The organism is Corallococcus sp. AB032C (assembly GCF_003668935.1).
GTDB lineage: Bacteria > Myxococcota > Myxococcia > Myxococcales > Myxococcaceae > Corallococcus > Corallococcus exiguus.
Map to the genome: position 1 here is coordinate 105,369 of NZ_RAWP01000003.1, position 26,417 is coordinate 131,785.

21 protein-coding genes are annotated in these 26,417 nt (G+C 69.1%); 17 read left to right on the forward strand and 4 right to left on the reverse strand.

Annotated elements, in window-relative coordinates:
• Positions 1-86 precede the first annotated feature (86 nt).
• The 3 genes from D7X99_RS02205 to D7X99_RS02215 all read left to right on the forward strand — a co-directional run bounded on the left by D7X99_RS02205 (position 87) and on the right by D7X99_RS02215 (position 3,321).
• Positions 87-977, forward strand: coding sequence for a hypothetical protein (locus tag D7X99_RS02205; protein ID WP_147475999.1), 891 nt, complete (start codon positions 87-89; stop codon positions 975-977).
• Positions 978-1,328: 351 nt separating this feature from the next.
• Positions 1,329-2,804 carry a sigma 54-interacting transcriptional regulator gene (locus D7X99_RS02210; protein ID WP_233613051.1) on the forward strand — a complete coding sequence of 492 codons (1,476 nt, stop codon included), beginning with the start codon at positions 1,329-1,331 and terminating at the stop codon, positions 2,802-2,804.
• 67 nt (positions 2,805-2,871) lie between these two features.
• Positions 2,872-3,321 carry a hypothetical protein gene (locus D7X99_RS02215; RefSeq protein WP_121776243.1) on the forward strand — a complete coding sequence of 150 codons (450 nt, stop codon included), beginning with the start codon at positions 2,872-2,874 and terminating at the stop codon, positions 3,319-3,321.
• Here the strand turns inward: D7X99_RS02215 and D7X99_RS02220 are convergent.
• On the reverse strand, positions 3,318-6,893 hold the full coding sequence (locus D7X99_RS02220) for a serine/threonine-protein kinase (RefSeq protein WP_121776244.1): 3,576 nt from the start codon (positions 6,891-6,893) through the stop codon (positions 3,318-3,320). The two genes, D7X99_RS02215 and D7X99_RS02220, sit on opposite strands and share 4 nt — an antisense overlap.
• A gap of 234 nt (positions 6,894-7,127) precedes the next feature.
• Positions 7,128-8,033: a bile acid:sodium symporter family protein gene (locus tag D7X99_RS02225; protein ID WP_121776245.1), complete on the reverse strand. Its 906-nt coding sequence runs from the start codon at positions 8,031-8,033 to the stop codon at positions 7,128-7,130.
• 156 nt (positions 8,034-8,189) lie between these two features.
• On the opposite strand from D7X99_RS02225, the gene D7X99_RS02230 reads away from it, so the two are divergent.
• The 3 genes from D7X99_RS02230 to D7X99_RS02240 all read left to right on the forward strand — a co-directional run bounded on the left by D7X99_RS02230 (position 8,190) and on the right by D7X99_RS02240 (position 13,157).
• Complete coding sequence (locus tag D7X99_RS02230; protein ID WP_121776246.1) at positions 8,190-8,381, forward strand: hypothetical protein; 192 nt, start codon at positions 8,190-8,192, stop codon at positions 8,379-8,381.
• 150 nt (positions 8,382-8,531) lie between these two features.
• Entirely contained in the window at positions 8,532-9,329 is a 798-nt protein-coding gene (locus D7X99_RS02235) for a hypothetical protein (protein ID WP_147476000.1), read from the forward strand.
• Positions 9,330-9,548: 219 nt separating this feature from the next.
• On the forward strand, positions 9,549-13,157 hold the full coding sequence (locus D7X99_RS02240) for an FG-GAP-like repeat-containing protein (protein ID WP_121776248.1): 3,609 nt from the start codon (positions 9,549-9,551) through the stop codon (positions 13,155-13,157).
• A 271-nt stretch (positions 13,158-13,428) separates the two neighbouring features.
• Here the strand turns inward: D7X99_RS02240 and D7X99_RS02245 are convergent, their stop codons facing one another.
• Positions 13,429-14,025 (reverse strand): macro domain-containing protein, encoded by a 597-nt coding sequence (locus D7X99_RS02245; protein WP_121776249.1) that lies wholly within the window; start codon positions 14,023-14,025, stop codon positions 13,429-13,431.
• A 132-nt stretch (positions 14,026-14,157) separates the two neighbouring features.
• On the opposite strand from D7X99_RS02245, the gene D7X99_RS02250 reads away from it, so the two are divergent.
• Positions 14,158-14,883, forward strand: coding sequence for a S9 family peptidase (locus D7X99_RS02250; protein ID WP_121776250.1), 726 nt, complete (start codon positions 14,158-14,160; stop codon positions 14,881-14,883).
• Here the strand turns inward: D7X99_RS02250 and D7X99_RS02255 are convergent.
• Positions 14,870-15,991, reverse strand: a complete 1,122-nt coding sequence (locus D7X99_RS02255; protein WP_147476001.1) for a hypothetical protein — start codon at positions 15,989-15,991, stop codon at positions 14,870-14,872. The genes D7X99_RS02250 and D7X99_RS02255 overlap by 14 nt on opposite strands.
• A gap of 127 nt (positions 15,992-16,118) precedes the next feature.
• On the opposite strand from D7X99_RS02255, the gene D7X99_RS02260 reads away from it, so the two are divergent.
• The 10 genes from D7X99_RS02260 (at position 16,119) to D7X99_RS02310 (ending at position 26,332) form a co-directional block, all read left to right on the forward strand.
• Entirely contained in the window at positions 16,119-16,511 is a 393-nt protein-coding gene (locus D7X99_RS02260; RefSeq protein ID WP_121776252.1) for a RidA family protein, read from the forward strand.
• A 192-nt stretch (positions 16,512-16,703) separates the two neighbouring features.
• The gene (locus D7X99_RS02265) at positions 16,704-17,450 is read left to right on the forward strand and encodes a hypothetical protein (protein ID WP_121776253.1); all 747 of its coding nucleotides are present in this window, start codon (positions 16,704-16,706) and stop codon (positions 17,448-17,450) included.
• A gap of 158 nt (positions 17,451-17,608) precedes the next feature.
• Positions 17,609-18,373 (forward strand): hypothetical protein, encoded by a 765-nt coding sequence (locus tag D7X99_RS02270; RefSeq protein ID WP_121776254.1) that lies wholly within the window; start codon positions 17,609-17,611, stop codon positions 18,371-18,373.
• Between the two features lie 115 nt (positions 18,374-18,488).
• Positions 18,489-19,382, forward strand: a complete 894-nt coding sequence (locus tag D7X99_RS02275) for a sugar phosphate isomerase/epimerase (RefSeq protein ID WP_158626897.1) — start codon at positions 18,489-18,491, stop codon at positions 19,380-19,382.
• A 488-nt stretch (positions 19,383-19,870) separates the two neighbouring features.
• Positions 19,871-20,209 (forward strand): hypothetical protein, encoded by a 339-nt coding sequence (locus D7X99_RS02285; RefSeq protein ID WP_147476002.1) that lies wholly within the window; start codon positions 19,871-19,873, stop codon positions 20,207-20,209.
• Positions 20,210-20,331: 122 nt separating this feature from the next.
• Positions 20,332-20,808 (forward strand): SRPBCC family protein, encoded by a 477-nt coding sequence (locus D7X99_RS02290; protein ID WP_121776258.1) that lies wholly within the window; start codon positions 20,332-20,334, stop codon positions 20,806-20,808.
• 164 nt (positions 20,809-20,972) lie between these two features.
• Positions 20,973-22,535, forward strand: coding sequence for a sensor histidine kinase (locus D7X99_RS02295; RefSeq protein WP_233613046.1), 1,563 nt, complete (start codon positions 20,973-20,975; stop codon positions 22,533-22,535).
• Complete coding sequence (locus D7X99_RS02300; protein WP_121776260.1) at positions 22,532-23,884, forward strand: sigma-54 dependent transcriptional regulator; 1,353 nt, start codon at positions 22,532-22,534, stop codon at positions 23,882-23,884. Before D7X99_RS02295 ends, D7X99_RS02300 begins: the two co-directional genes overlap by 4 nt.
• Before the next feature lie 181 nt (positions 23,885-24,065).
• A complete protein-coding gene (locus tag D7X99_RS02305; RefSeq protein ID WP_121776261.1) occupies positions 24,066-25,637 on the forward strand; it encodes a SulP family inorganic anion transporter in 1,572 nt (523 codons plus the stop codon).
• Positions 25,634-26,332, forward strand: coding sequence for a carbonic anhydrase (locus D7X99_RS02310; RefSeq protein ID WP_121776262.1), 699 nt, complete (start codon positions 25,634-25,636; stop codon positions 26,330-26,332). Before D7X99_RS02305 ends, D7X99_RS02310 begins: the two co-directional genes overlap by 4 nt.
• The last annotated feature ends 85 nt before the right edge of the window (positions 26,333-26,417 follow it).

A 26,417-nucleotide genomic window follows, 5' to 3' on the forward strand; every position in this document is an offset into this window, starting at 1 on the left:
CATCTTGTGACAAGGCTGGCACAATCCCAGTCAGAAGCGGTGTCAGGGGCGTGTGATACAGATAATGCTTCACCTGGAGACCTCCCATGCATCTACGTGCCCTTGCATTGACCTGCCTCACCGCGCTCGCGGCCTGTGACAACACCCCCATTGAATCCGAGTCCACGGAGGAGCTGGGCGTCAGCACCGCCGCGGAGACGGCGACCCGCCTCTACGCCACGGTGGGCAACAACGAGCTGAGCTTCGAGACGCTCGGCACCTTCGAGCAGCGTGACGGCGTCCGCGCGCTCGTCATCCGCGCCACCGCGAACCGCTACCTCGCGGATGTCCTCAGCTTCGTTCCGGACGACGCCTTCGGCGACGCGAACGTCATCAGCGAGCGCCGGTTCGAGATCGTCCTCCACGAGGGGCACGAGCTCAACACGATGCTCTCGGGCCTGCCGCTCTTCGTCAAGGTCACCACCAACACGGGCACGCCGCGCTCGTACACCGCGCGCATCGTGGTGGCCCCGCGCTTCTACGACTTCCGCGGCGACTCGGGCATCTGGATCGACGAGGCGGTCACTCCCCGCTACGTCGTCCAGGGCAACGAAAACCTCATCTACCGGGGCCACGCCGCGGTCGCCGGCTACACCGACTGGCTCTCCGTCACGGCGCCGGACGGCATCCCGTCCGTCTACGGCCGGCCCAACTACAAGCTCGACTGGACGTACACGAAGCTGCACGAGGCCATCGACCCGCACACGGTCCCGCTCGCCTTTAGCGCTGGCGGCGACAACGGCGCGACGATGCAGAAGACCGCCCGGTTGGTGGCGCGCGTGACGGAGTTCGCGCTCACCGACGGCGACGCCTATGACGTCTGGCCCAGCCTGCCCTGCGAGCCCGCCGTCTCCAACTGCTACCACTCGCAGCCCGCGGGCACGACGGACTTCAGCCAGTGCGGCACCTACCGCCAGGTCCTGCGCTGCACGTACTGAGCGACCCGCGGCAGGTGTAAGCCAGCGGTGGTCGTGAACGGGCCTGTTCCCCATGCGGTGTCCTGGGGGAGCAGGCCTGTCGTGTCCGTGCTTGTGTTCGAACCTTGTTTGAGACTGGGGTTTCGTTCGCAATCAACCCCGCTGGGAGGCCGGGCCCGCCCGGACGCGGGGGAGACCCTCCCCGTCCGGTCATGCTAGAAACCGTGTCCCATGTCTCGCCCTGGGCCTCGTGATTCCCTGTCCCCCTCGGGGGTGGCCGAGGTGTCGACGGCCGTCGGAGAGAGGAAGCGGAGCTCGGCGTCCGCCGACGAGTGGGTGCCGGCGCTGACCCTCATCTCCCACGCCACCGCGATGCGCGCGGGCGCGCGGCTCCTGCTGGACGCGGTCCTCGCGGGCCGCACCGTGGAGCTGTCCCGCAACGGCCCGAACTTCACCCGGCCCGGAGACCCCTTCGGACATCCGCTGGCGGACCCCTTCGTCAGCCGGGTCCCCATCGTGTTCTCCCCGGCGGAGACCGGGTTCATCCGGATGCGGGTGGGCGAGGCCGGGACCCGGGTGACGGTGAACGACCAGCTCGTGACCGACTGTGAGTTCACACGGGAGGAGCTGGCCGCGGGCGTGCCGCTGGACGTGGCCGGCCGGCTGGTGTTGCTGCTGCACCTGGCCTCGCGCCAGACGGATGCACCCACGGACACGCTGGGCATGCTGGGCGACAGCCAGGGAATCCGGCGTGTGCGCGAGCACATCCAGCGCATCGCCGACCTCCAGGTCCCGGTGCTGGTCCGGGGAGAGACGGGCACGGGCAAGGAGCTGGTGGCCCGGGCCGTCCACCAGCACGGCCCGCGACAGGGGGGCCCCTTCATCAGCGTGAACCTGGGCGCCATCCCCAAGGAGCTGGCCGCCGCCGAGCTGTTCGGCGCGCAGCGGGGCGCCTTCACCGGAGCGACCCGCGACCGGGAGGGCTTCTTCCGGGCGGCGCAGGGCGGCACGCTGTTCCTCGACGAGGTGGGCGAGGCCCCTCCCGAAGTGCAGGTGATGCTGCTGCGGGTGCTGGAGACCGGTGAGCTGTATCCGGTGGGAGGAAGCACCCCCATCAAGACGGACGTGCGGCTCATCGCCGCGACCGACGCCAACCTGGAGGAGCACATCCGGGACGGACGCTTCAAGGCGCCGCTGCTGCACCGCCTGTCGGGCTATGAAATCCACCTGCCTCCCCTGCGCGAGCGTCGCGAGGACCTGGGAGAGTTGTTCCGGCACTTCGCCCAGGAGGAGCTGGAAGCGATTGGCGAAGCGCACCGGCTGACGCCCCGGGACCCCTACGCCGAGTCCTGGCTGCCGGCCTCCATCGCGCTGCGCCTGCTGCGCTTCGCGTGGCCCGGCAACATCCGGCAACTGCGCAACCTCGCCCGGCAGCTGGTGATTGGGAGCCGGGGGCAGTCCGTGCTGCGATTGGACCCGCGGCTCGCCGGGGAGCTGGAGACCGCCGTCGTGGCGAGCCCTCCCGTCGTCGCGAAGCCGCCCGCGGCGGTCGCCCGGCGCAAGTCCACCGAGGTCACCGGCGAGGAGCTGCTGACGGCGCTCCGGCAGCACCAGTGGGACCTCAAGCTGACGGCGGACCGGCTGGGCATCCCGCGCTCCTCCATCTACGACGCCATCGACAAGCACCCCCACATCCGCAGGGCGGGGACGCTGACCGCGGAGGAAATCACGTCCTGTCATCACGCATGCGCGGGCGACCTGGACGCGATGGTGCGGCGCCTGGAGGTCTCCAAGCGCGCCCTCAACCGGCGCATCAAGGAGCTGGGTTTGAGTACCCGGGGTTCCTGACGCCGTGGCAGGCCCCATGCATGAGCAGCTCGGGCCCCCGGGGCTCCGGGTCGCAAGGAGTCGTGCCATGTCGAAGCACCAGTTGATCCTCTCCAAGTACGTCAACAACCTCCATCCGGTCCGCTCACTGGGGAAGCGGCTGGAGCCCGCACGGCAACTGGTGCTGAACAGCTCGCGGAGTGAAGAGGCGCTGAACGACCCCTCCCTGTGTCTCGTCGCACCGGGAGACGTGCTGGAGGTCGTGGTCGCCTCGGACCCGCACGCGGGCGCCGTCCTCTGGATACTCGAATCCAACGACACCCTGGGCGGCAACTGCATCGACCTCCTCGACACGGAGGTGATGTTCCTCCCGGTGGACCGCCTGTTTGATCCAGGCCCGGGAGAGCAGCGCCGCAAGCTGTGGATCAGCGACCCGGGGCAGGAGCCCCTGTTCCCCCCGGATGATGGGACGGGCAACGCAGGCACCATGGTGGCGATCCCGCCCCTGGCGCCGCCCGACTCGGGTTCCGAGAGCTAACGCGGACGGGACGGGAGACCCGGCAGGGTGTTTCCCCACTCCCGCCGGAAGCCCGGGTTGGCGGCGAGCGCGCGGGACAACTCCTCCAAGGCCTGTCCGCGCCACGCCTGTCGCTGCTCGGGAGCGGCGGAGGGAAGCGCGGACCGCAGCGCGAGCAGGGCGCCTCGCAGCAGGTGGGCATCGGGCCAGTCAGGACGTGCCGCGAGCAGCGGGTCGACCAGGGCCAGCCCTTGTTCCAACAGGAGGCCCGCGTCCGCCTGCTTCGCCTGCATCGCGCGCGTGGCCTGGCGGCGGAGGAAGTGCCCGAAGCCCAGGATGAAGTCCTGTCGCTCCGGATCCAACGCGATGCCCTTCTGGAACGCCTGGGTCGCGGCCTCGCGGTCCTCGGCCCGTGCCCCGGTGTACAGCGCCCGGGCCCCCAGCGCCTCCCCCATGAAAAACCAGGCATCGGCCTGGTTCGGCTTGCGCGCGAGTGCCTGGCGCAAGGACGCCTCGGCGCGCGCGATGCTGGGGCGCGGATCGCGTCCGTGGTCGAGCTCGAAGGTGGCCAGGATGGCGTGGACCATGCCCCGGTTGGCCAGCGTCCCGACGTCCTCCGGCAGCCACTGGAGCGCCTGCTGGAGGGCCGCGTCGGCCGAGTGTACGCTCGCGCGGGGATCCTCTCCGCGCGCACGCTGGTACAGGGCGCGCTGGGCGAACACCTCTCCCAGGTTGATGTAGCCGTAGCCGCTCTTCGGCGCGACGGACACGGACCGTTCGCAGGCCTCCTGGGCCCGGGCCAGCGCGGGCGTGGGGTCTTCCCCCTGGTCCCAGCGGGTCTGCGCCTGCTGGAGCAGCGTCAGGCACAGGCCGTTGTGGAGCTGGGGAATGCCGGGGCCGAGCTCCAGCCCCGTCCGATACAGCTCCGCCGAGCGCTCCAGCGCCGCGGTGGGCTCACCGCCCCGCACGCGGAGCCTCCGGGCCACGAGTGCATGCGCCAGCCCCCCGTAGAAGTAGGACACCACGTGCCCGGGGTTGAGGGTGCGGGCCTGCGCCAGCGCCGCCACGGCCTGGGAGAGGTCTCCGTCCGGGTCCGGCGCGCGGGGATGGGTGGCGCGGGTGTAGAGCGCGATGCCCAGGTTGAGCCAGGCCTCCGGCATCCGGTCGTCGAGCCGCACCGTGGCGCGAAACGAGTCGATGGCCTTGCCGTAGCGGGGCAGCGGATCCGCGCCCACCTGCTCCTCGTGGTCGGCCCAGGTCTTGTAGACGAGGCCCAGGTCCAGGAGGAAGCCCGAGTCCCGGTCCGCCGGAGCCAGGCCCTCGAAGGTCTCGACCGCGTGGCTCAACTGCTCTCGCGGATCCCTGGCGCGGAGCTGGCGCAGGTGACCCCAGAGCCACCAGGCCTGCCCCAGCTCGAGCCGGGCCTTCGCGCGCGAGGGGGAAAGCTCCATCGCGCGCCGGGCCGCGCTCACGGCCTTCTGGGGCAGCGACTCGTCGTCGTCGCCCAGGTTGCCCTGGTACTCGGCGAGCCGGCGATGGAGTCGGGCCTCCAGCACCCGGGCTTCGGACAGCTCTGGCATCGCCGTGAGCGCGTGCGCGACGGCTTCGAGCCCCCGCGTGTACGGCGGCATGACCGCGCCCTTGCCGTAGACCTCCAGGATGAGCGCACCGAGTTCGAGCTCTCCCTGGGCGGTGTAGAGGGCCGCCACGCTCTCGCCGCTCGCGACCGCTTCGGCATAGGCCTTCCGGCCCGCCTCGAAGTCCGCCGCCGCGGCCTCGCGCTCGCCCTGGTTCCAGTGCCGCATGGCGCGGGCCTGGAGGATGTCGCCCCGCAGCTTGAGCGCCTCGTGGAACCACGAGAACCCGGGGCCAAGCGTGGCCAGCCCGTTGAGCGCGTCGTCCCACCGCCCCTCGTAGAAGGCGAGCAGCGCCGCGACGTAGGCGGCGGAGGGAACTTCCGCGCCCTCGCTCTGACGAAGCCAGGCCAGCGCGGGTTCGCGGTAGCGGCGCTCCACCTCGCGCTCGCGAGCCGCTCGCCGTCGGGGGTCGCGGAGGCGCTCGGCCTCCAGCAGCTGGGCCTGGTACTCGTGCCCCGTCACCAGCGCCAGCGCATAGGCCACGCGGGGTTCGCGGAAGCCCCGCGCCCAGGCGGACTGGAGGAACTCGCGGGCCCGCGCCTCGTCCCCGAGCGCCAGGTGGCCGCGCCCCAGCGCGTAGTGCCCCGGTCCCACGGCCGGGCCGCCCGCCTCCGCCACCTCCGCTTCGAGCGTCGCCATGCGCGCGCGGATGGCGCGTTGATCCACGCGGGTGTCATGCAGGGGCGCCAGGTCCGAGTAGCGCGCCAGCGCCTCGATGCGCTCCACGGACTCGGTGAACCGCCGGGCCAGCCGCTCCCGTGTGGCGGCCTCGCGGCGGGCCAGCCCCGCCTGTCCCAGGGCCAGCAGCACGAGCAGGGCCGCCACGAAGCTCACGGACGCCACCCGCCGGTGCCGGCGCAGCGTCTTGAGCAACCGATACCCGACGCCGTGCGAGCGGGCCCGCACCGGCTCGCCGGAGAGGAAGCGCCCCAGCTCGTCCGCCACGGCCCGCGCGGAGTCGTACCGGTCGGAGCGCTCCTTCTCCAGGCACTTGAGCGCGATGGCCTCCAGGTCCCTGGGGATGTCGGGATCCACCGCGCGCGGGGGCCGGGGCTCCGTGTGGGCGATGTTGTTGAGCACCTCCAGGCCGTTGGCGCCGGGGATGGGCGGCTGGCCCGTCAACACGCTGTAGAGGGTGGCGCCCAGGCTGTAGACGTCCGCGCGGCGGTCCAGGCGGGTGACTTCACCCCGGGCCTGCTCGGGCGACATGTAGTGGGGCGTGCCCAGCACCGCGCCGGTGGCGGTGACGCCCTCCTTCCAGTCACGCGCCAGCCCGAAGTCCATCACGTAGGGGCGCAGCGTGCCGTCCTCCGCGCGCTCCACCAGGATGTTGGAGGGCTTCAAGTCCCGGTGGATGAGGCCCACGCGGTGCGCCTCGTGCACGCCCTCGCAGGCCGCCTGGAGCACCAGCACCTTCTGTTCGACGGACAGCTCGCGGGCGAGCGCGCCCAGCGGCGGGCCCTCGATGAACCGCATGGCGATGTAGACGCGCCCCTGGACCTCGCCCACCTCGTACACCGGGCACACCCGCTCGTGGTTCACGCGCGCCTGGGCCCGGGCCTCGGAGAGGAAGCGCCGGGTGAGCTCCGGGGCATCCTCACGGACGAACTTCAGGGCCACGTTCCGGTGGAGCCGGGGATCCCTCGCGAGGAAGACGCGCCCCATGCCCCCTTCGCCGAGGAAGCGCACGCACTCGTAGCGCTCCCACCCGGGGACCGGGAAGGCGGGAGGTCCGGGCTCGGGCTCTGAGGCCGAGCCGGGTGTGGCTTCCCCCCGGGCCAGCGCCATCATCGACACGAGCGAGTCCTCGGACAGGCGGCCCCGCTCACGCAGCAGGGCCAGCGGACCGCACGCCCGGCGCCGGGCCTCCTCCCGCAGCTCCGCGGCTTCCTGCTCGTGGAGCAGTCCTTCCGCGAGGGCCACGCGCAGTTCGGCCTCCTCGAACCCCTGACGCATCGAACAACGCCCCCAGGCAAGGCCCCCATCGTACCCGCAACCGGCCGGTTCGCTCCCGGCCCTGGAGGACACGGCATGTCCCCGGCGTGTTGGCGACATGTCGCCGCGAGCAGGTGGCTCCGGCCCTGGCGCGCCCCCTGCGATGTCACTCATTCGAGGCGGGCGTCCTGGACACGCAGTGGCTCCACCCCGACCTGCACGTCATCCGCTGCCAGGAGCACCGGGCACGGACGTTCACGGAGCCCTGCGCGGCTGCAGCTCCTCCGCGGCCGCGCTCGTGGCCTGTCTCCGGGCGACCATGGCGCCGAAGACTCCGGCGGTGAAGAACATGATGACGCTGTAGATGGCCGCGGGGATGGCCATCACGCCGTCATTGAGCAACCGGGGGCTGGAGGCAATGGCGATGGCGAGCGTGCCGTTGTGGATGCCCACCTCCATCGCGATCGCCACCGCCTGCTTGCGCTCGACACGCAGCAGGATGGGCACCACGAACCCCACCGCCATGCTGGCCAGGTTGAAGGCAAGCGCCGCGAGCCCCACGCTCTGGAAGTACGTGCCCAGTTGGTCCCGCTCCTTGAGCGTCGCCGCGAGCACCACGAGCACCAGGAACAGCGCGGAGATGATGCGCACGGGCCGGTCCAGGCCATTCGCGAGCGCCGGCCGCTTCGCGCGCACGAGCATTCCCAGCGAGATGGGCACCAGGACGATGCCGAACACCTGGACGATCTTGGCGAACTGCAACGGAATGGCGCGCTCCTCCCCCATGAAGTGCGCCAGGGAGAAGTTCACGATGAGCGGCAGCGTGAGCAGCGACAGCACGCTGTTGACCGCCGTCAGGCTGACGTTCAGCGCGACATCGCCCTTGGCCAGGTGGCTGAAGAGGTTCGCGGTCGCACCGCCCGGCGTGGCGGAGAGCAGCATCAACCCCACGGCGAGTTGGGGAGGCAGCCCGAAGCCGGTCGCGATGGCGTAACAGACCGCGGGCATGAGCAGCGTCTGACAGCCCAGGCCCACCAGCGCCGCGCGCGGATATACCGCCACGCGGCGGAAGTCCGCGAGGGTGAGGCTCAGCCCGAGGCCGAGCATGATCACCCCCAGGGCAATCGGAAGGAACACCTCGGTGATGACACTGCTCTGCATGGCGGGCCCCCAGCGAAAGCACGCACTCTGCCAGAAAGACCCGCTCCGCAGGATCCCCCCACAGCTGTGACACGCTCCGGGGGGTGTGCAAGTCTTTGCGCGTTGAAACGCGGCGAGACGTGCGGCCTCTTCGCGGAGCGCCGGATAGTCGCTGACATGAAGAGAGCGGATGGCCTGTCCGGCTTCTTCCGCGAGTGGCTGGGCTACGAGCACCTGGCCCTGGGCTTCAAGGACGATCCCGCGAAGACCTCCGGGTTCGACGACGAGGGCCAGCGCGCCAGCGAAAGCTCCTACTCGTACTTCAGCACGCGCATCGCGCCCGGACCGCTCAGCGAGCTGTACGGCTGACGTCCCAGCGAAGCGCGTCCTTCCCGGTCAGCGCTGCGTTATCATCGGACGCAGCGCTCCCGGTGTGAGCCCATCCTCCACGAGCCGGCCCGCGCTGGCACATGGATTGCTGCCGCCCCTCCGGCACCCCATTCCCTCCCCAAGGACGCAATGCCAACGACGCTCAACAGGAAGCCCGCGCCGCCGGAAGAGACTCACATCCAGGTGACTCCCGGGCTGTCCATCAGTGGTGCGACCATCGCGGACAAAGGGACCCTGGGTGCGTTCGTCCAGATCAACGGCGTCAATTGCCTTCTGACGAACCACCACGTCGCGTTTTCGGATGAGGCCGAGCAACAGAAGGAGCTCCAGCAGCGGATGCCCATGCGAGCAACCTTGTACGCAAGGCCGCTGCCGGCTTGGTGGACCAAGGCCACGACCAACAAGTTGCTCCCCATCTTCCACCCCAAGTACGGCGGGGGTGGAAATCGCCTGGCGCGAGTCATCGCCTATGCGACGCCGATGCTTGCCAACAAGGCGCTGGATGTCGCCATCTGCCCCTTGGAAGACAACGTCAACTTCAGCTTCTACGCCCGAGGGAATCCGCCGTATCTCATTGGGCCAGCAGTGGCCCCACGCCTCGGCATGATCGTGAAGAAGTCAGGGGCGGTGACCGGAGTCACCTACGGGAGGGTCCATCATCTCGACGACAGCAAGATGATCATCCAGGCAATCCAGTCCCCTGCCACCAATGACAAGGGCGTGCAGTTCGTCATCATGCCCTTCGCAAGCGGCGCCGTCGCCGACCATGGCGACTCGGGGTCCGTCTGGGTCGATGCCGAGACGAATGAGGCGGTCGGGCTGCTTTACGCCGGAAAGTACGACCTGGAGACCCGGGACAACTACTCGCTCGCCACGCGAATGGACGTTCTTGAGAGGGAATTCAAATTCACGTTCACGCGTAACTGACCCTACTGCTGACGTGAGACGTGCCACGACCGGGGATGTCTGTCCCCTTCCCGCGCCACCAGGACAGGGGGAACCTTCCCGGGGTCCTCCATCGGTCCTGGCGCTGAGACGTAAACGCAGACGCGCCCCAACTGACCGGCAAGCCAGGGCCCCTGGCATGTCAGACGGGAGGAGTAATGTCTTCAACTCCTGACGCCCCCTGACAGGAGAAAAACGCGAATGAGAACTGCTTTGTTGTTCCTGACGACGACCCTCATCGGTGTCGGTACGCTCGGGTGTGGAGCGGAGCCTTCCTCCGCCGTGACAGTCCAGAAGCAAGCCATTGCAGCCCCATCGGGAGTCACCGCGGTCGCGGGCATCCGGGAGATGACCGTCTCCTGGAGCTACACGCCGGACAGCACCGGCAGCCCCCTCGCCTCTTTTGAAGTCGTGGCCACGCCTGGAAGTGCCAGGGTCGTCACGGGCCCCATGGCCCGGAGCACCCTGGTGACGGGTCTGGCGAACGGGACGAACTACAAGTTCACCGTGACCCCCATCCTCGCGGATGGCACCCGCCAGACCTCGAGCGCATCCGCCTACGTGCGCACCTTCGATGTCCCCACCAGTCCCAGTTGGGGCACGTACAAGTCCGGCGACCAGCAGGTGGAGTTGAACTGGTACGCCCCTGCGAATGGGGGGCAGCCCATCCAGGGCTACACCGTCACCGCCTCCCCCGGAGGGCAGACGTACGTCACCCCTGGGACGTCCTTCATCGTCACCGGGCTCACCAATGGGCAGCCGTACACGTTCACGGTGCTGGCCACCAACGCCGTGGGCAATTCACAGCCTTCCGGTTCGACAGGCACCCTGAGGCCCGCGGCCCTTCCGAGCGCGCCCCAGAACGTGACGGCGACGGCGGGCATCCGTTACGCGACGGTGCGGTGGACGGCCCCCACCAGCAATGGCGGTGGCGCCATCTCCGGGTACCTCATCACCACGCAGCCGGGCGGCCTCACGCAGTACGCGGGTTCCACCGCGACCTCCGCGACCGTCGGAGGCCTGGCCAATGGCGTGACCTATACCTTCAGCGTGGCCGCCCAGAACTCGACGGGGACGGGGACCGCGGCGACGTCCAGCGCTGTCACCACCCCCTCCCTCCCCTCCGCGCCCATCAACCTCACGGGCGTCTTCCACCAGGGAAACCTCGAACTGGATTGGCGTCCGCCAGCTTCTGACGGAGGCGCTCCCGTTACCTATTACAGACTGACGTCCACGCCCGCGGGCGCGGAACGCACGGTCCCCGCCAACCTGTTGGTCGCCTCCATCTCCGGGCTCGCGCTGGAGACACCGTATACCTTCACCGTGAGCGCGCTGAGCGGCGTGGGTGAAGGCCCGCCGGCCTCGTTTGGCCCCATCCTCACGCGCCCGCAACCCCGGGCGCCCACGGATGTCCGCGTCACCTCCACCGCCCAGGGCGCCGTCGTGCTCTGGAACCCGGCGACCGCACCCTCGGGAGATGCCGTCACGGAATACCAGGTCACCGCGTCGCCCGGTGGCGGCTCCGTCACCGTCCCGGCGGGCACGCACATCGCGACCGTACCGGGGCTCGTGTCCGGCAACACCTACCGCTTCCACGTGAAGGCGCTCAACTCCGCGGGACAAGGCCGGCCGTCCGCTCCCGTGCTCCACCGCCACGTCGCCCCGCTGGCCTGCGAGGCCCCCTCCTTCGCGCCGGCCTCCGGACACCTCTTCAACGATGTGAGCAGCTTCGTGGGGGCCGGTGACTTCACGGGGGATGGGCTCGCGGACGCGGTCGTGGGCAACGTGTACCGCCTCGTCGTGCTCGCCAGCGGGCCCCGTCGTTCCCTGACAAAGCTTGAGCCCTCTGTCTCCGCGGGCACGAGTTTCAAGGAACTGCGACCCGCCGTGGCGGACTTCAACGGGGATGGGAAGCTGGACGTCGCGGCCATCCTGAAGGAAGACAGCACGACCGCGGGAGGCTTTGTCGTCTTCCCGGGCACGGGCGCGGGGACCTTCCAGACGCCCATTCCCACGCGGCTGGCCGTGAATGTCGGGATGGACTGCCTCCTGACCGGAGACTTCACCTCCGATGGGACGCTGGATGTGCTGGCGCACACCACCGACCAGCGGATCCTCCTCTATCGTGGCGCGGGCAATGGGAGCTTCTCCGCGCCCACGACCGTCGCCTCTTCGGCGCCCTACTGCCCGGCCGTCGCGGACTTCAACGGCGACGGGTTCCTGGACTACGTCCGGGTCGACAACGCCAACAACCGCGTCGTCCAGGCCAACGGCACCGGGACCGGCTCCTTCAAGGTCCCCGTGTATGCCCCCTGCTCCTATTGCTACGGAGACATGGCGGTCGGTGACTTCGACCACGATGGCAAGCGGAACGACCTGGCCATCGTGTCGTCGGATCAGGTGCGCATCTACAATTCCCCCTCGGGCACGCTGGGCCTGATGACGCAGTACTCGATCCCCGCGCCCACGGGCGGCGTGTATTCCTACCCCGTGGCCGTGGACCTGGATGCGGACGGGCTGGATGACCTCTTCTGGACGAACGTCTCGGGTGGAAGGTTGAACCTGCTGCGGGGCAGCACGTCCACCCCGCCCTTCGCGCCCCTGATGACCTATGGCTTCAGTGGAGAGGGCGCCGCGCCCGCCGTGGGCGATTTCGACGGGGATGGCCGGAGGGATGTCGTCCTCGCGGACAGCTACCCGGACGTCCGGATTCTCTGGGGAGGCCCCCTGACGCCTGAGAGCCTGCGGCTGGAAGGCAAGCCCGCGGGGATTGCGAGCGCGGACTTCAACGGGGACGGGGCCGCGGATCTGGCCGTGGGCGTCCATGAGAAGAATGCCATTGCCTTGTCGTTGTCTGGCATCGGAGCGCGCGGCTCCGCACTGCTGACGCCGGTCTTCGTGCCGCCCACGGGGAGCACGCTCACCGGCGGCGTGCAGGACATCGTCGCGGGGGACCTGGATGAAGACGGCCAGGAGGACCTGGCGGCCATCACCACGGTGTCGGGCACGACAGTGGCTCCCCAGCTGGTCATCTTCAAGCGCGCGGCGGGCGGGGACTTCAGCCCGGCCGAGCGCTACAGCGAGGGAACGGATACGCAGGAGCTGATCAAGGTGGACCTCAACGAGGACGGCCGGTTCGACCTCGTGACCCTGCGCTCGCTTTCGTACAGCCAGATTCAGCTGAGCGTGTGGCTCAACGTGGGCGGTGGGCGCTTCGCTCCCCGGGTGGATTTCAAGGTCGCCGCCACGGGCCCGTTCTCGAGACTCCTCGCCGCGGACCTGGACCGGGATGGACACATGGACCTCGCGGTGATGCGCCAGGGAACGCCCAGCATCACGGTGGGCCTGGTCCACGTGCTCTGGGGCAGGGGCGACGGCACGCTCACGGGTCCCACGACGTTCACCGCCGAGGTGAACCTCTGGGCCATGGGCCGCGCGGACCTGGAAGGCCAGGGGCGCGTCGGGCTCACGCTTGAACAGCGCGCGCTGGGGTTCCTCACCTTCGATGCCGCCCGCCAGCCCACCCTGACGCCGCTGACCCCGCTGGGGACCCGAGGAGGCATCCGCGTCCTCACCGACGACTTCAACGGTGACGGCCAGGTGGACCTCTTCTCGTTCAGCAACCACGAGTCCGCCATCGTGCTCCAGCAGCCCGCCGGAGCCTACGCGGCCGGACCCAGGACGGCCTGGGGAAGGGCCGTCCAGGACGCGTTGAGCGCGGACTGGAACGGGGACGGACTGCCGGACCTGGCGCTCGCGGATGATGACGCCCAGAGCGCGACCCTGGTGATGAACGTCTGTCTGCCCTGACCGGGTACGCAGGAACGGCTGCATCCGCGGCCCGGTTCCGGCTCAGCCCGGAACCGGGCCCGGCTCGAGGAAATGGGATGCCCTTTCTGATTCAATGACAGGCCTCTCATCCCCCCAAGGACCCTCATCACGTCCTCGGAGTACCGGCAGCGCTTCGGCCCGTAGCGAGGCCTCCAGCACGCGTTGCTTCCGTCAGCGCGTGCTGCGGCGTGGATGTCACGCGGATTTCAAAGAGGCCCCCTGCGTGAGCCTCGCGGCGCGGGCCTTAGAGCTATGCGGAGCGCATCGCGCGGTGCACGAGGTGGATGTCCCGGAAGGACGGGATGCGCGCGGGGTCGAGGACGTGCATCAACGCCATCCGCATCTGCACGGCGCAGCGCCGGACATCCATCCCGCCAATGCCAGTGCCGAGCCCCGGGCAGACCAGGGTGCGGATGACCGGAGCGCCCGCGGCCTGGTTGTGGCGCTTCACGGCGAGCAGGACGGCGCGGAACGCGAGATAGGCATGGACCGTCTGCGCGATGCTCTCCGGAATGCGCATGGTCGGCGCGGCCACGAGAAACGGCCAGCGCGTGTCACCGGAGGGGACGACCACCGCGGCGCCGACGGGAAGCTCGCCGTGGTGCTCCGCCAGGATGGCGCGCTGCACGGCCTCCTGGACCTGGAGGCCCAGGGTGTCGCGAATCGCCAGGTCCAGTCCGCCGTCCATGATGCCGAAGCTGTTGGCTGGACTGACCATGGCGTCCGCCGGAATGGCGAAGAAGTCCTCCTCCCGCACGGCGACGAAGTCGAACGGATCAAAGGCTTCCGTCCAGGCCCGCGCCAACTGCGGTGAGCGGTCGATGAGGTAGATCTTCTCGGGGAACATGGTCTGGGGTTTAGCACTTCACAGCCAGTGCCCGCGCGCGGGTGGTCTGACCCTGGCGGAACGCCCTCCCTGTGCTGTTATTCGAAGCACGTCCCTTCCAGGGCGCACGCCTCGTCACGAAGGAGTCGGGCCATGAGTCTCCACACGTCGCGCTTCGTCCTGGCCCGGGCCCCAGTGCTGGGCGTCCACCAGGGGTCGCGGCAAGAAGCGCTCCGCCGGGGCGTGGTCCTCTTCTTCCACGGACTGGGCGGAGGCAAGGAAGTCCACGAGCGCGAGCTGCGGCTCTTCGCGGACCAGGGGCTCTTCGCGGTGGGGGTGGACGCCGTGGGACACGGCGAGCGCCGCTTCCCGGACTTCGACGCGCGCTTCGCCGAGGGCAATCCCCGCGGACTGGAGGAGTTCCTCGACGTGGTCGAGTCCACCGCGAACGAGGTGCCCGCCCTGCTCGATGCGCTGGTGGAGGAGCACGGCGCCGACCCGGCTCGCCTGGGAATCGGCGGTGTCTCCCTGGGCGGCTACATCACCTACGCGGCGCTCGTGCGGGAGCAGCGGCTGCGCGCCGCCGTGCCGTTCCTCGGCTCACCGGAGTGGGGCCTGCCCAGGCCGGCCAGCCCGCACCGCCACCCGCAGCGCTTCTTCCCCACGGCCCTCTTCAGCCAGACCGGAGGGAAGGACGACGTGGTGCCTCCCGGTCCCGCGAAGGCGCTCCACTCGCAGCTGAAGCCCCTCTACGCCGAGGCCCCGGAGCGATTGCGCCACCGCGAGTTCCCGGAGTCCGGCCACATGATGCGAGAAGCGGACTGGCAGGAGGCGACCCGCGACGCGGCGGACTGGCTGTCACGCTTCATCCTGCGCTGACGGCCGGGGCCGCACCGCACGTGGCTTCGTACTCCTGGAGCCTGTGCTTGAAGCGCTCACGTTCAGGGGCGGGCCACTCGCTGGGCAGCTCGTCCACGGCCTGCCGTTGCGCGGCCAGTGCCTCGGCACACCGATGAAGCCCGAAGTGCGCGGCGGCGGCGGTTTCCAGCACGTAGGGATTGGGGTGTTCCCGCTGCTCGGAGTCATGCAGCGCGGGGCGGATGGCCGAAAGGGCAGCGGCGTACTGCCCCGCCTCGACCTGCCGCCACGCATGTTCCGTGGCGACCCACCGGGCCCGGGGCGCCAGCGCGTACGCCCGTTCGATGACCGCCGGATACTCTGGAGCCTGGGGTTGGTGCAGGGCGAGTTGCATGGCCAGGTTGATCCAGGCCGCCGAGCTCTCCGGGAAGCGGGACACCCTCAGCCGGGCCCATCCCATCTTCTGCTCCAGGGGCAGCTTGTATTTGTAATTCCCTCCCCTGCTGCACGTGACGGCGAACAGGTACTCCGAGGCGAACCGGTGGCCCGCGAGCGACGCGGGCCGGAAGGGATGCGCGCCCAGTTGCTCGATGAAGCTCCGTGAGAACCCACCCGCCCCGTCTTCGATGACATCGCAGCCCCGCATCCGCCCGTCCGCGGAGATATGGCATTGGACGATGACCACCGCGAACTCGACGCCCCCCGGGAGCTTCTTGACATCCGGGTACCTCAACGGGTGCTCGCCGCGTTTGGGCTCCTGGAACTCCTTCTCCAGGTACGTGCATGCCGGCTCATGGCCCGCGTCACACGCGGCCCGCAGGTCCCCCAGGGCCCGGAGGACCTCGCCCTCCGAGGGCTTGCCCTTCAAGGTCCGGACGACCTCTTCGTGGACGAGGGCCGCCTGTGCGGCATCCAGCTCCAGGGAGGGAGCATCGGTCTGCGCCATGCGGAGGACGGGCACCCCGAAGTTCTCCGCATCCAGGAGATACGGATAGGAGGCCTTGTGCCTCAGGTAGGCGTCCAGCGCCATGGCCAGGTGACCATGGTTCGCGTTGGGAGGAGGAAGGCCGTAGTGGCTGCATCCGGACAACAGCCCCAGCACTGAAAGAATGAGCAAGCACCCGCGCATGGACGCGCACTCTAGGCGTGCCATTGTCCTGCCGGGAATCGCCGCCCGGAGTGGAGAGCCGCACCGGGAGAACGGGCTGCGTCAGCAGGCCGGGCAGGCGCCCCTGCCGAACAAAGGAGACACACCCATGACGTCAGCGAAGCATCAGCCCATCGTCGCGCCTGGACTGCCCAAGCCCGCGGGCCCGTACTCTCCCGGCATGCAGTTGGACCGGCTGCTCTTCATCTCCGGACAGGCCGCCAGGGACCCTTCCACCGGGGTGCAGGCCGACGGAATCGAAGCGCAGACGGAGCAGGTGCTGCGCAACCTGGAGCGCATCCTCGTGGCCGGGGGCTCCAGCCTCCAGCACGTCCTGCGCTGCGGCGTCTTCCTGGTGGACATGCAGGAGTTCGCCCGGATGAACGCCGTCTACGAGCGCGTCTTCGCCGGTCACCGGCCCGCGCGCACCACCGTGCAGGTCTCCGCGCTTCCGGACGCGGGCCTGCGCGTGGAGATTGATTGCATCGCCTACGTGCCTTGATTCGCCAGAGACGGAAAGCGCTGGGAAGAGCCTCTGCCCGGATCAGCACGGCCACGTGCTGGGAATCCGTGGCGGCATGGCTCGCATGTCAGCACTCCGCTGACCGCGGTGGAGCACCGGCTCCCCGATTCCTGAGCAGGGCCTCCCTGGCATGGTGGTTGCGTATGGGGCCGCCACCACGACGGGGGACCCATGACTCCACGTTGCATCTGCCTGCTCCTCTTGTCGTTGGCCTTCCCTGGCGCTTCCGTCAGCGCCGAGGAGCTGGCTCCGGCATCGGCCCGGGGGTGGTTCGAGAACCCCACCCGCTCGCGCGGACTGCTCGGTTCAACGGCGCTGCCGCTGCATGCGGGTGAGGGCTTCGTCGGACAACAGGCACTCTTCGCCACCGTCGCGGAGGTGGGCCTGAGCGAGCGTGTGTCCGTGCATCTGGCCACGGCGACCCCGTTCCAACTGGTGTACGGCGACACAGCCTTCAGCCTCATGGGGGGCATCAAGATGTCCACGCCGCTGACCGAGAAGCTGCATCTGGCGTTCGGCATGCAGGGCGGCACCTATGACAGCGACTTCCCTGGCTCGCAGGGGCTCCACAACGCCGTCGCCGCCTACGGCACCCTCACCTACGGGACGGCCGACGCGAACCTCTCCCTCACGGTCCAACCCATCTACGTCTGGGCCCGGGATGACAACGGGGGCTTGATGGTGCTGCCCCTGGTGGGAGGCTTCCTGCGAGTCGGGGAGCACTGGGGCATCACGGGGGAAGTCGCCATCTCACCGGTGCCCGCCATGTCCGACGCGTTCGCCTTCGCGACGGCGGGCGCGCGGTTCATGGGGCCGCTGTGGTCCGTGGACCTGGGGATCCTCGCCGGAACGCAATTGCAGCATCAGGACACCCCCGCCTTCGTTCCCGGTGCCTCCTTCCTGTACCACTGGCGCTGAGGCGTAAAGGCAGACGCGCCACAGCCAGCAGGACCCACCATCCATTATTTCACGTTTTACTATTTTAACTCGTTCATGACAGCATTCTCCCAGGGGCTTTCGCGAACCTCCTCGCGCCCCTGGGAGAGACCATGCGGAACGTGTCACGAAAGAATGGGATGAACCCGCGTGGAACGGCGCTCGCGGCCGCCGTGCTCGTGCTCGGCTGTGGCGGTGCGCCCGGGGAGCAGCCGGCGGAACACGCCCCCGCGGCCCAGGAGGCCTCGCTCACCGTCTCCGGCGACTTCGACGGTGACGGCACCACCGACCAGCTCACCACCAGCCTGACGGGCATCTCCATCTTCCACCCGTCGAAGGGGACGACGAAGTTCTACGGCTTCAGCGGCAGCTTCGCCGTCAACAACGCCGCCACGGACCTGGATGGGACGGCGGGCCTGGAGGTGGTGGTCGTCACCAGTGGCGGCATCAGCGTCATCACCGACAAGAAGGGGACGGCGCAGTTCTACAGCTTCACCGGCAACTTCTCGATCGTGAGCGTGAGCGACACGGACGGGGTGGCGGGCGCGGAGGTGGTCACGGCCTCGGTGGGCGGCATCAGTGTCATCCGGCACCGGAGCGCCAACAGCTACTTCTATCCGTTCTCCGGGACGTATCAGGTCAACACGGTGGTCGATACGAACGGCGTCGCGGGCGCGGACATCGTCGTGGTGGCCAAGAACAGCACCAGCCAGGGCATCTCCATCATCCACGACTCGAACCGCACCTCGCAGTACTACGCCTTCAACACCAACTTCACCATCACCGCGGCGTGTGACTCGGATGGGGTCGCGGGCGCGGAGCTCTTCATCTCCACGTCCACGAACAAGTACATCCTCAAGGACCGGACCGGGCAGACGACGACCACGACCCAGACGGGCTGCTGAAGACGGACATGGACGCGCCTGGCCCAGCACCACAGCGGGGGTAGCCGGGATGGGGCGGCATCACGTGATTCGGGCCTGGATTGCCCCCCTTCCGCCGGAGTTCAATCCAGGGGCGATGCGGACGAACGCTTTCGATTCCAACCGGCGCGCGTGGCCGAGGTGGCTCGCGCCCGTGCTGCTCCTGGCCTTCGTGGGCTGTGCCGAGCCACGGCGCTCCGAGCCACCCGAGGCTCCGCTCGGTGCGTTCAACTTCACGCTGGAGTCGCGGCCGGTCGCCGCGCAGGTGGAGTTGCTCGACTCGCTCGGCTACTCCGGGGTGACGTTCTTCTGGCCGGGCCGCGAGGCCTTTGACAGCTATGCCCGCCAGCCCGCGGTGGAGGCGGGGCGGGTGCGGCTTCCCGCCGTCCTCTTCGGCCTGCCCTTCGACACGGCCTGGGACCGCGAGGAGCTGAACGGGATTCTGGCGGCGCTCGCGCCCAGGCGGACGGCGCTGTGGCTCATCCTGAACGGTCCTCCTGACGCGAAGGCGGCCATGGTCGCCTCGGTTCGTGACGTGGTGGACCTGGCCACCGCGCACGGCGTGGACGTCGTCCTGTACCCGCACGACGGCGAGGCCATCGAGAACGTCGAGGAGTCACTCGCGCTGATGGCCGCGGTCGACCGTCCCCGCTTGAAGACCTCGCTCCACCTCTGCCACGAGCTCAGGGCGGGCAACCGCGACCGGCTGGCGGAGATCATCAACACCGCCGCCCCCCAGCTCGCCCTCGTGAGCATCCACGGCGCCGCGCGCGAGTTCACTCCGAACGCCTCCACCTGGTCCGAGGTCATCCAACCGCTGGACCGGGGCAGCCTCGACGTGGGGACCGAATACCTGCTCCCCTTGCGCCGGGCTGGCTACGAGGGCCCCGTGCTGCTCCACACCTTCGGCATCGAGGACCCACCGGAGGAACACTTCCGCCGCTCGATGCAGAAGTGGCGTGAGCTGTCGCGCTTGGCCGGTCCCGGCTGAGAGGCGCGGTCACATCAAGGGCAGACCCATCGCCTGTTCGAACAGCTGCAGGTGGCGGTCCTGCAAGTGCTTCCGTCGTACCAGGAGCACGCCGTCGTGCCGCCACCATTCCCGCAGTTCGTGAAGTTCAGGGCGTCGCAATCCGGCGCGATACACGTGCAGCTCCCGTCGGAGCACACCGCGGCCTCGGAGGTGCCCACGGGCGTGGGGCTGGAGTCGCGGACGTCGCCACAGGCCACCAGCAGCAGCCCGGACAACAAGGACAGCAGAGCGGATTTCTTCAATTGGGTTCGCATGGCCTTACGCTCCTCATTCAGGGAGTCATGACAACGGCGGGGAATCGCTGCTTCGAAAGAGCGTACTTGCATTGCCTTGTCATGGAAAAGCCACGGTGACGATGCGCAGGGAGGAATTGAGCCTGGGCCCCGTGCTATCCCGGCGTCATGGCCCCATCCCGGGGCCAGCTCTCCGGAGAAACGTCCATGCGCATGTCATTGATTCGGGGTCTCGTCGTGGCGGTGATGTCCTGGGGCGCGTCCGCGTCCGCGCAAACGAGCTTCTCCCTCACCCCACCCTGCGCGCCGGGGCTCTGTGGCGCGTCGCGCCTGGGTGCAGCGGCCATGAAGCCGGCGGGCGCGGTGGGTGATTCGCAGTACATCGAAGTGGATGTCGCGGCGACGCAGTTGCTGCAGTCCAGCAGCGGCATCGCGCTCGCGAACCCGAACACGGCGCGCCGGCCCTGGTACGCGGTCACCCACTTCGCGGCCGAGCCGTTCAACTACAGCGCCACCTTCTGGGTGCGCTCGGAGTCTTACAACTCCTACTAAAGCGTGCCGGCAAAAGGGGGGGGAAGCCGATCTGGGCCTCACGCTTCGATGCGTTGGACAAGGTGTCGAGGAACTGAAACAAAAGGAGAAGGTCAATGGACGCAAGAAGCGAGAGTGAACCCGTGAAGAACGTCACAACGACGGAACGGAAATCCGAGCGCGAGTTCGTCGTCACGCGAACCGTCAACGGCCCGGCGCGCATCATTTTCGAGGCGTGGACCCAGCCCGAGCTGCTCAAGCGGTGGTGGGCACCGAAGTCGTTTGGGATTTCCTTCATTTCCTGCGAGGCCGATGTTCGTGTCGGGGGCACGTACCGTTTCGTGTTCGGCCACCCTGCCTCGGAGCAGCCGATGGCGTTCTTCGGTAGGTACATCGAAGTGACGCCGCACTCGCGCCTCGCATGGACGAATGAGGAAAGTGCTGAGGGGGCCGTCACCACGGTGACCTTCGAGGAGAAAGGCGGCAAGACGCGGGTCGTCGTGCACGACCTCTATCCCTCGAAGGAAGCTCTCGACGGTGCCATCGCCTCCGGGAGCACCTGTGGGATGGTCGAGACGTTCGAGCAGCTGGACGAGCTACTCGTCGCCCTGGGCGTCTAGGAGCAGAGGCCTTCACCGCGGCCACACAGCGCGGGTGGAAATGTGTTGATGATGGGCCCATGTCGCCGCCCCCGGCCCATCCCTCCCTGACCTCTCTCGTGCCCCCACCGGGCGAGCTTCTTCGCACGCAGAGAAAAGCAGGCCGGTCCGCCGTGGTCGGCTTGATGCTCCTCTGGTGCGCCGCCTTCGTCAGTCCCTTCGTGACCTATCAGGCGGACGTGAAGGCGGCGGAGGGTGAGCTCCTCGTTCACCTGTCGGACCGCGCGGGCCTCCAGGCCCAGGCACTGGGCGCGCATCTCGGACTGCTGCGCTCGGAGCTGCAACGGCTGGCGGAGCACCCGTCGCTCAGACCCGAGGATGGAGCCGCAGGCCCCGAGGTGGCGCTGCTCGAGAACGCCTTCGGCCACACGTCGCTCTTCTCGGCGGGAGTCGCGCTGGTGGCAGCGAACGGCCAGCGCATCTGGAGCGACCCGGTGAGCATGCCGCTCGGGCGCACCCCGCTCACCTCGCGCCCGTGGTTCCGGCGGATGGTGGAGAAGCGGGCCGCTTCGGTCGGACTGCTGGACGAGGAAGGCGGCGGCCTCATCGCGGTCGCGGTCCCCATCGTGCGCGACGAGCGCGTCGTGGGCCTCCTCGTGGGCGAGCTCGCGACGGCGAGCGAGCTGCTCCCGGTCCATCGCGGGACGAACGAGTCCATGGTCGCCCTGCTCGGCGAGCGCGGCCGGCTCCTCCTCCCGGCAACGCCCCCGCCACTCCTGCGCCAGCCGGAGCTCGCCGCACTCCTTCGCCCGCTGGTGGAGACTCCCGGGGCCATCACGCTCGGAGGCACGCGGCTGCTGGGCGCGGCGGCGCTCGTCCCCGGAACCGAGATGCTGCTCGCCGTGCTCGAGGACGAGGCGAGGGACCGCGCGCTGCTCAAGCGCCGCTACGTCGGCCAGTTCGGCGTTCACACCGCGCTGCTCGGCGGAGTGCTCCTCCTCTTCACGCTGCTCCTGCGCCGCTCCTACCATTCGCTGATGACCGCCGAAGAACAGTTGCGGCGCCAGGAGACGATGGCGGCGCTCGGCACGGCCTCCTCGCTCATCGCCCACGAGGTGAAGAACGCGCTCAACAGCATGCAGGCCGCGCTCAGCATGATTCGCGCGAAGGGAGGAGAGACGACCTTGCCCGTCCAGGCGCTGCGCTCCCAGGCGGACCGGCTCGGCCACCTCGCCCGCTCCTTGCTGAGCTTCGCCTCCCCCCAGTCTACGCAGCGGCGCAGCTGCGAGATGCACCTGCTGGTCCAGGACGCGCTTCAAGCCGTGAGGCTCCTGCCGGAAGCAGCGGATGTCGCCATCGAGACCACGCTGCAGGAGGGGCTCTTCGTGAAGGGGGACCCGACGCTGCTGGTCTCCGCTGTCGACAACCTCATCCGCAACGCCGTCGAAGCCGGCGCCGTGGCCCATGACACAGGCCAGCAGCCGACGCCTCGCGTCGAGGTCCGGCTCCTTCGCGAAGACGCAGAGGTGGTGCTCGTCGTGGAGGACAACGCGGGAGGAGTGCCCCCGGCCTTCGAGCCCAGGCTCTGGGAGCCCTTCGCGGTGGGCCGTTCGAGGGGGATCGGGCTCGGGCTTCCGATGGTGCGCACGGCCATCCGCGCGCATGATGGCGGAAGCGTTTCCTATACACGCGTGCCCGGAGGCAGCCGCTTCACGGTTCGCCTTCCGCTTGAGAAGATGGCTTCATGAGCACCTCCCTGCTGCTCGTCGATGACGACAGGACCTTCTCCTCGCTCGCGGCATCCATGCTGAGCCAGGAGGGTTTTCGCGTCCGGGTCGCGCGCTCACTGCATGAGACCCGCGCCGCGCTCGCCGCCGAGGCGCCGGACCTCGTCCTGCTGGACCGGAGACTGCCGGACGGAGATGGGCTCGTCTTCCTGCCCGAGCTGCGTGCCCAGCTTCCGGGGACCGTCGTGCTGATGGTGACCGCGCACGGCGATATCGAGAGCGCCGTCGAAGCCATCCGCGCGGGTGCTCGCGACTACCTGAGCAAGCCGGTCGAGATTGACGACCTGGTGTTGCGCGCACGTCGCGCGGCGAGCGACCTCCAGCTCCAGGAACGGCTGCGCCAGGCGGAGAGCGTCCTCGAAGGACGGCATCGGATGGCGGAGCCCCGCTCGCCAGCGATGCAGCGAACCCTCCAGATGCTGGAGCGGATCGCCACCACTCCGCGAAGCCCCGTCCTGCTGCTCGGGGAGACCGGGACCGGGAAGGCGGTGCTCGCCCGCCATCTCCACGCCCTGCGCCAGAAGCAGGGCGCCTTCGTGCAGATCAACTGCGCCGCGCTCCCGGACACGATGATGGAGAGCGAGCTCTTCGGGCACGAGCGCGGCGCCTTCACGGATGCGAAGACGGCGAGGCGCGGGCTCGTGGAGCTCGCGAGCGATGGGCTCCTCTTCCTCGACGAGGTGGGTGAGCTGCCGCTCGCGCTCCAGGCGAAGCTGCTCACGTTCCTCGACAAGGGGGCCTTCCGGCGACTGGGTGGGACGACGGAGCTCACGAGCACCGCGCGAATCGTGGCGGCCACGAACAAGAACCTCGAAGCGGAGGTCGCCGCCGGGCGCTTTCGCGAGGACCTCCTCTTCCGGCTGAGCGTGTTCCGCGTGGACGTGCCCCCCTTGCGCGAGCGTCGCGAGGACGTGCTGCCGCTCGCACGGACGCTCGTGCAGGAGCTCTCCTCGGAGCTCGGCCGGCGCCCGGTCCCCTTCTCTCCCGCCGCGGAGGAGCGCCTGATGAGCTATCCCTTCCCCGGCAATGTCCGGGAGCTGCGCAACGTGCTCGAGCGAGCGCTCGTGCTCGAAGGAGGGCCCACGCTCGAGCTGCAGTCGCTCGCCAAGGGAGGCGGCGCGCCGGCCGCGGTCGACCCCAACGCATTCTCCGTGTCAGGCCCACCCCGGCAGCTCGATGAAGTGGAGCGGCTCTATGTCCGGCACGTGCTCGAGCAGCTCGGAGGCAGGCGCATGGAGGCGGCCCGCGCACTGGGCCTTTCCTATCCGACCTTCCTCCGCCGTCTAGAGGAGAACCCGCCCTCGGAGTGAAGGACTTTAAAATTCGTTCATCGTCCGGGCCGCGGGCTTCAAGTTTCTTTCATCGCCTGCCCTTGAAGCGCCACGCCCCCTCCGGGAAGTGCCCGGGACGGGCTGGCACAACGCTTGCGTAGCCCCCCATGTCACGTCGAGCCCGGGTTGAAGCCCGGCGGATGACAGGGGAGCTCAAGCAATGACTTCGGATGTAAAGGCAGCAGAGGCGAAGCCGTCGTTGAAGGCGATCCTCGCTTCGGATTTGCCAGCTTCGCTGGTGGTGTTCCTGGTGGCCCTGCCCCTCTGTATGGGCATCGCGCTCGCCTCGGGAGCGCCCATCATGGCGGGGCTCATTGCCGGCGTCGTGGGAGGCCTGGTGGTGGGCCTCATGGGTGGCGTGCCGCTTCTCGTGAGTGGCCCCGCGGCGGGACTCGCGGTGATGGTCTTTGGCTTCATCCAGCAGCTGGGCTTCGCCGTGACGTGCGCGGCGGTGGCCGCGGCGGGACTCGTGCAGGTGGCGCTCGGCGGCCTGAAGGTGGCGCGTTCGGCGCTGGCCATCTCGCCGGCGGTGATCCACGGAATGCTCGCGGGCATCGGCATTCTCATCGTGCTGGGGCAGGTCCACATCGTCCTGGGTGGCTCTCCGCAGAGCAATGCCTGGAACAACCTGCGGGAGCTGCCCGGGCAGGTTCTCAACCTTCATGGAGCGGCCACGCTGCTGGGCCTGCTGACGCTGGGAGTCCTCATCGCGTGGCAGTTCCTGCCGAACGGGCGGCTGAAGAAGGTCCCGGGGCCGCTGGTGGCGGTCGTGGGCGGGACCGTGGTCGCGGCGGTGATGAACGCGGACGTGGCGCGGGTGCAGCTGGCGGCGGATGCGCTGTCGGCCATCAAGCTGCCGGCTCTTCCGGAAGGGTCCATGTGGGGCGCCTTCTTCGTGGCCGTGCTGTCCCTCGCCGTCGTGGCGAGCGCCGAGTCGCTCTTGAGCGCGGTGGCGACCGACAAGCTCCACACGGGCCCGCGGGCGAACCTGGATCGCGAGCTGCTCGCGCAGGGCGTGGCGAACACCCTCTCCGGTCTGGTCGGCGGTCTGCCCATCACCGGCGTCATCGTGCGCAGCGCGGCGAACATCAACGCCGGCGCGAAGACGCGCTGGTCCGCGGTGCTTCACGCGGTGTGGATGCTCGCCTTCATCACGCTGCTGGGGAGTCTGGCGGCGTACGTGCCCCTGACGGTGCTCGCCGGCCTGCTCGTGCACGTGGGCCTGAAGCTCGTGAACCTCGCCCACATCCGGGAGCTGCGGCACCGCGGTGAGCTGCCCGTGTACCTCATCACCGTGGCCGGCGTCGTGGGCATCAACCTGCTCGCGGGCATCGGTCTGGGACTCGGCGCGGCCATCCTCCGGCTCCTGTGGCAGCTCGGCCAGGTGCGCGTGGAGATGCACGCCGCCAATGGCGTTCACCAGGTCTGCATCAGCGGAGCGCTGACGTTCGTCGGCGTGCCGAAGCTGTCGGCGGCGCTCGCGAAGGTTCCCGCGGGCTCCAGGGTGGAGGTGGACGTGGCGGTGAACACGCTCGACCACTCCGGCTTCGAGGCGCTCGAGAGCTGGGCGGACACGTATCGCAAGACGGGTGGCACCGTGACCATGGAGCCGCTCGAGGATGTCTGGACCCGACGCAGCGCGCGTGCGGCCCCCACGGCGGGGGCTGCCGCTCCATCCCATTCCTCCCCCGTTCATCACGTTTCGACTCTCTCCCCCGGAGGTGTGCAGTGAAGAAGCTCATCAGAGGCCTGCTCGATTTCCAGCGCCACACCCTGCCCTCCTACCGGGCGACCTTCGCGAGGCTCGCGAAGGGGCAATCCCCTGACTGCCTCTTCATCAGCTGCTCGGACAGCCGCGTGGTGCCCAATCTGCTCGTCTCCACGGACCCCGGCGACCTCTTCACCGTGCGCAACGTGGGCAACCTCGTGCCGCCGGCCAGGCCCGGTGGCCAGCCCTCGGCGGACCGCGGGGAGGCGGCGGCCATCGAATTCTCCCTGGGCTTCCTGCCCATCGAGGACGTCGTGGTCTGCGGACACTCGAGCTGCGGCGCGATGAAGGCGATCCTGGCCGGAGGCGCCGTGGACGGCGCACCGAACCTCGAGCAGTGGCTCGCGCACGGAACGCCCTCGCTCAAGGTGCTGCGGGAGAAGAACACCCAGGTGGGCGAGGGGCTGCCCGACGCGGATCGCCTCTCCCAGCTGAACGTCCTCGAGCAGCTCAAGCACTTGAAGACCTACCCCATCGTGAGGGATCGGCTCGCGGCGGGAACGCTGCGGCTGCACGGCTGGTGGTTCGACATCGGGGCGGCGCAGGTTCACGCCTACCGGGACGACCTCGGCCGCTTCGTGCCCATCGACGAGACCGAGGGCGATCGCATCCTGACGTCGCTGACGGACGAGCAGCCCGCGCTCCGCGCCGTCCAGTAAGGCCTGGAGTGACCAAGGTTTCGCATCCCTTGCGTATTGGGGGGATGCGCGAATCACCGGGAAGTGTCGGGGACCGCCCTCGGGC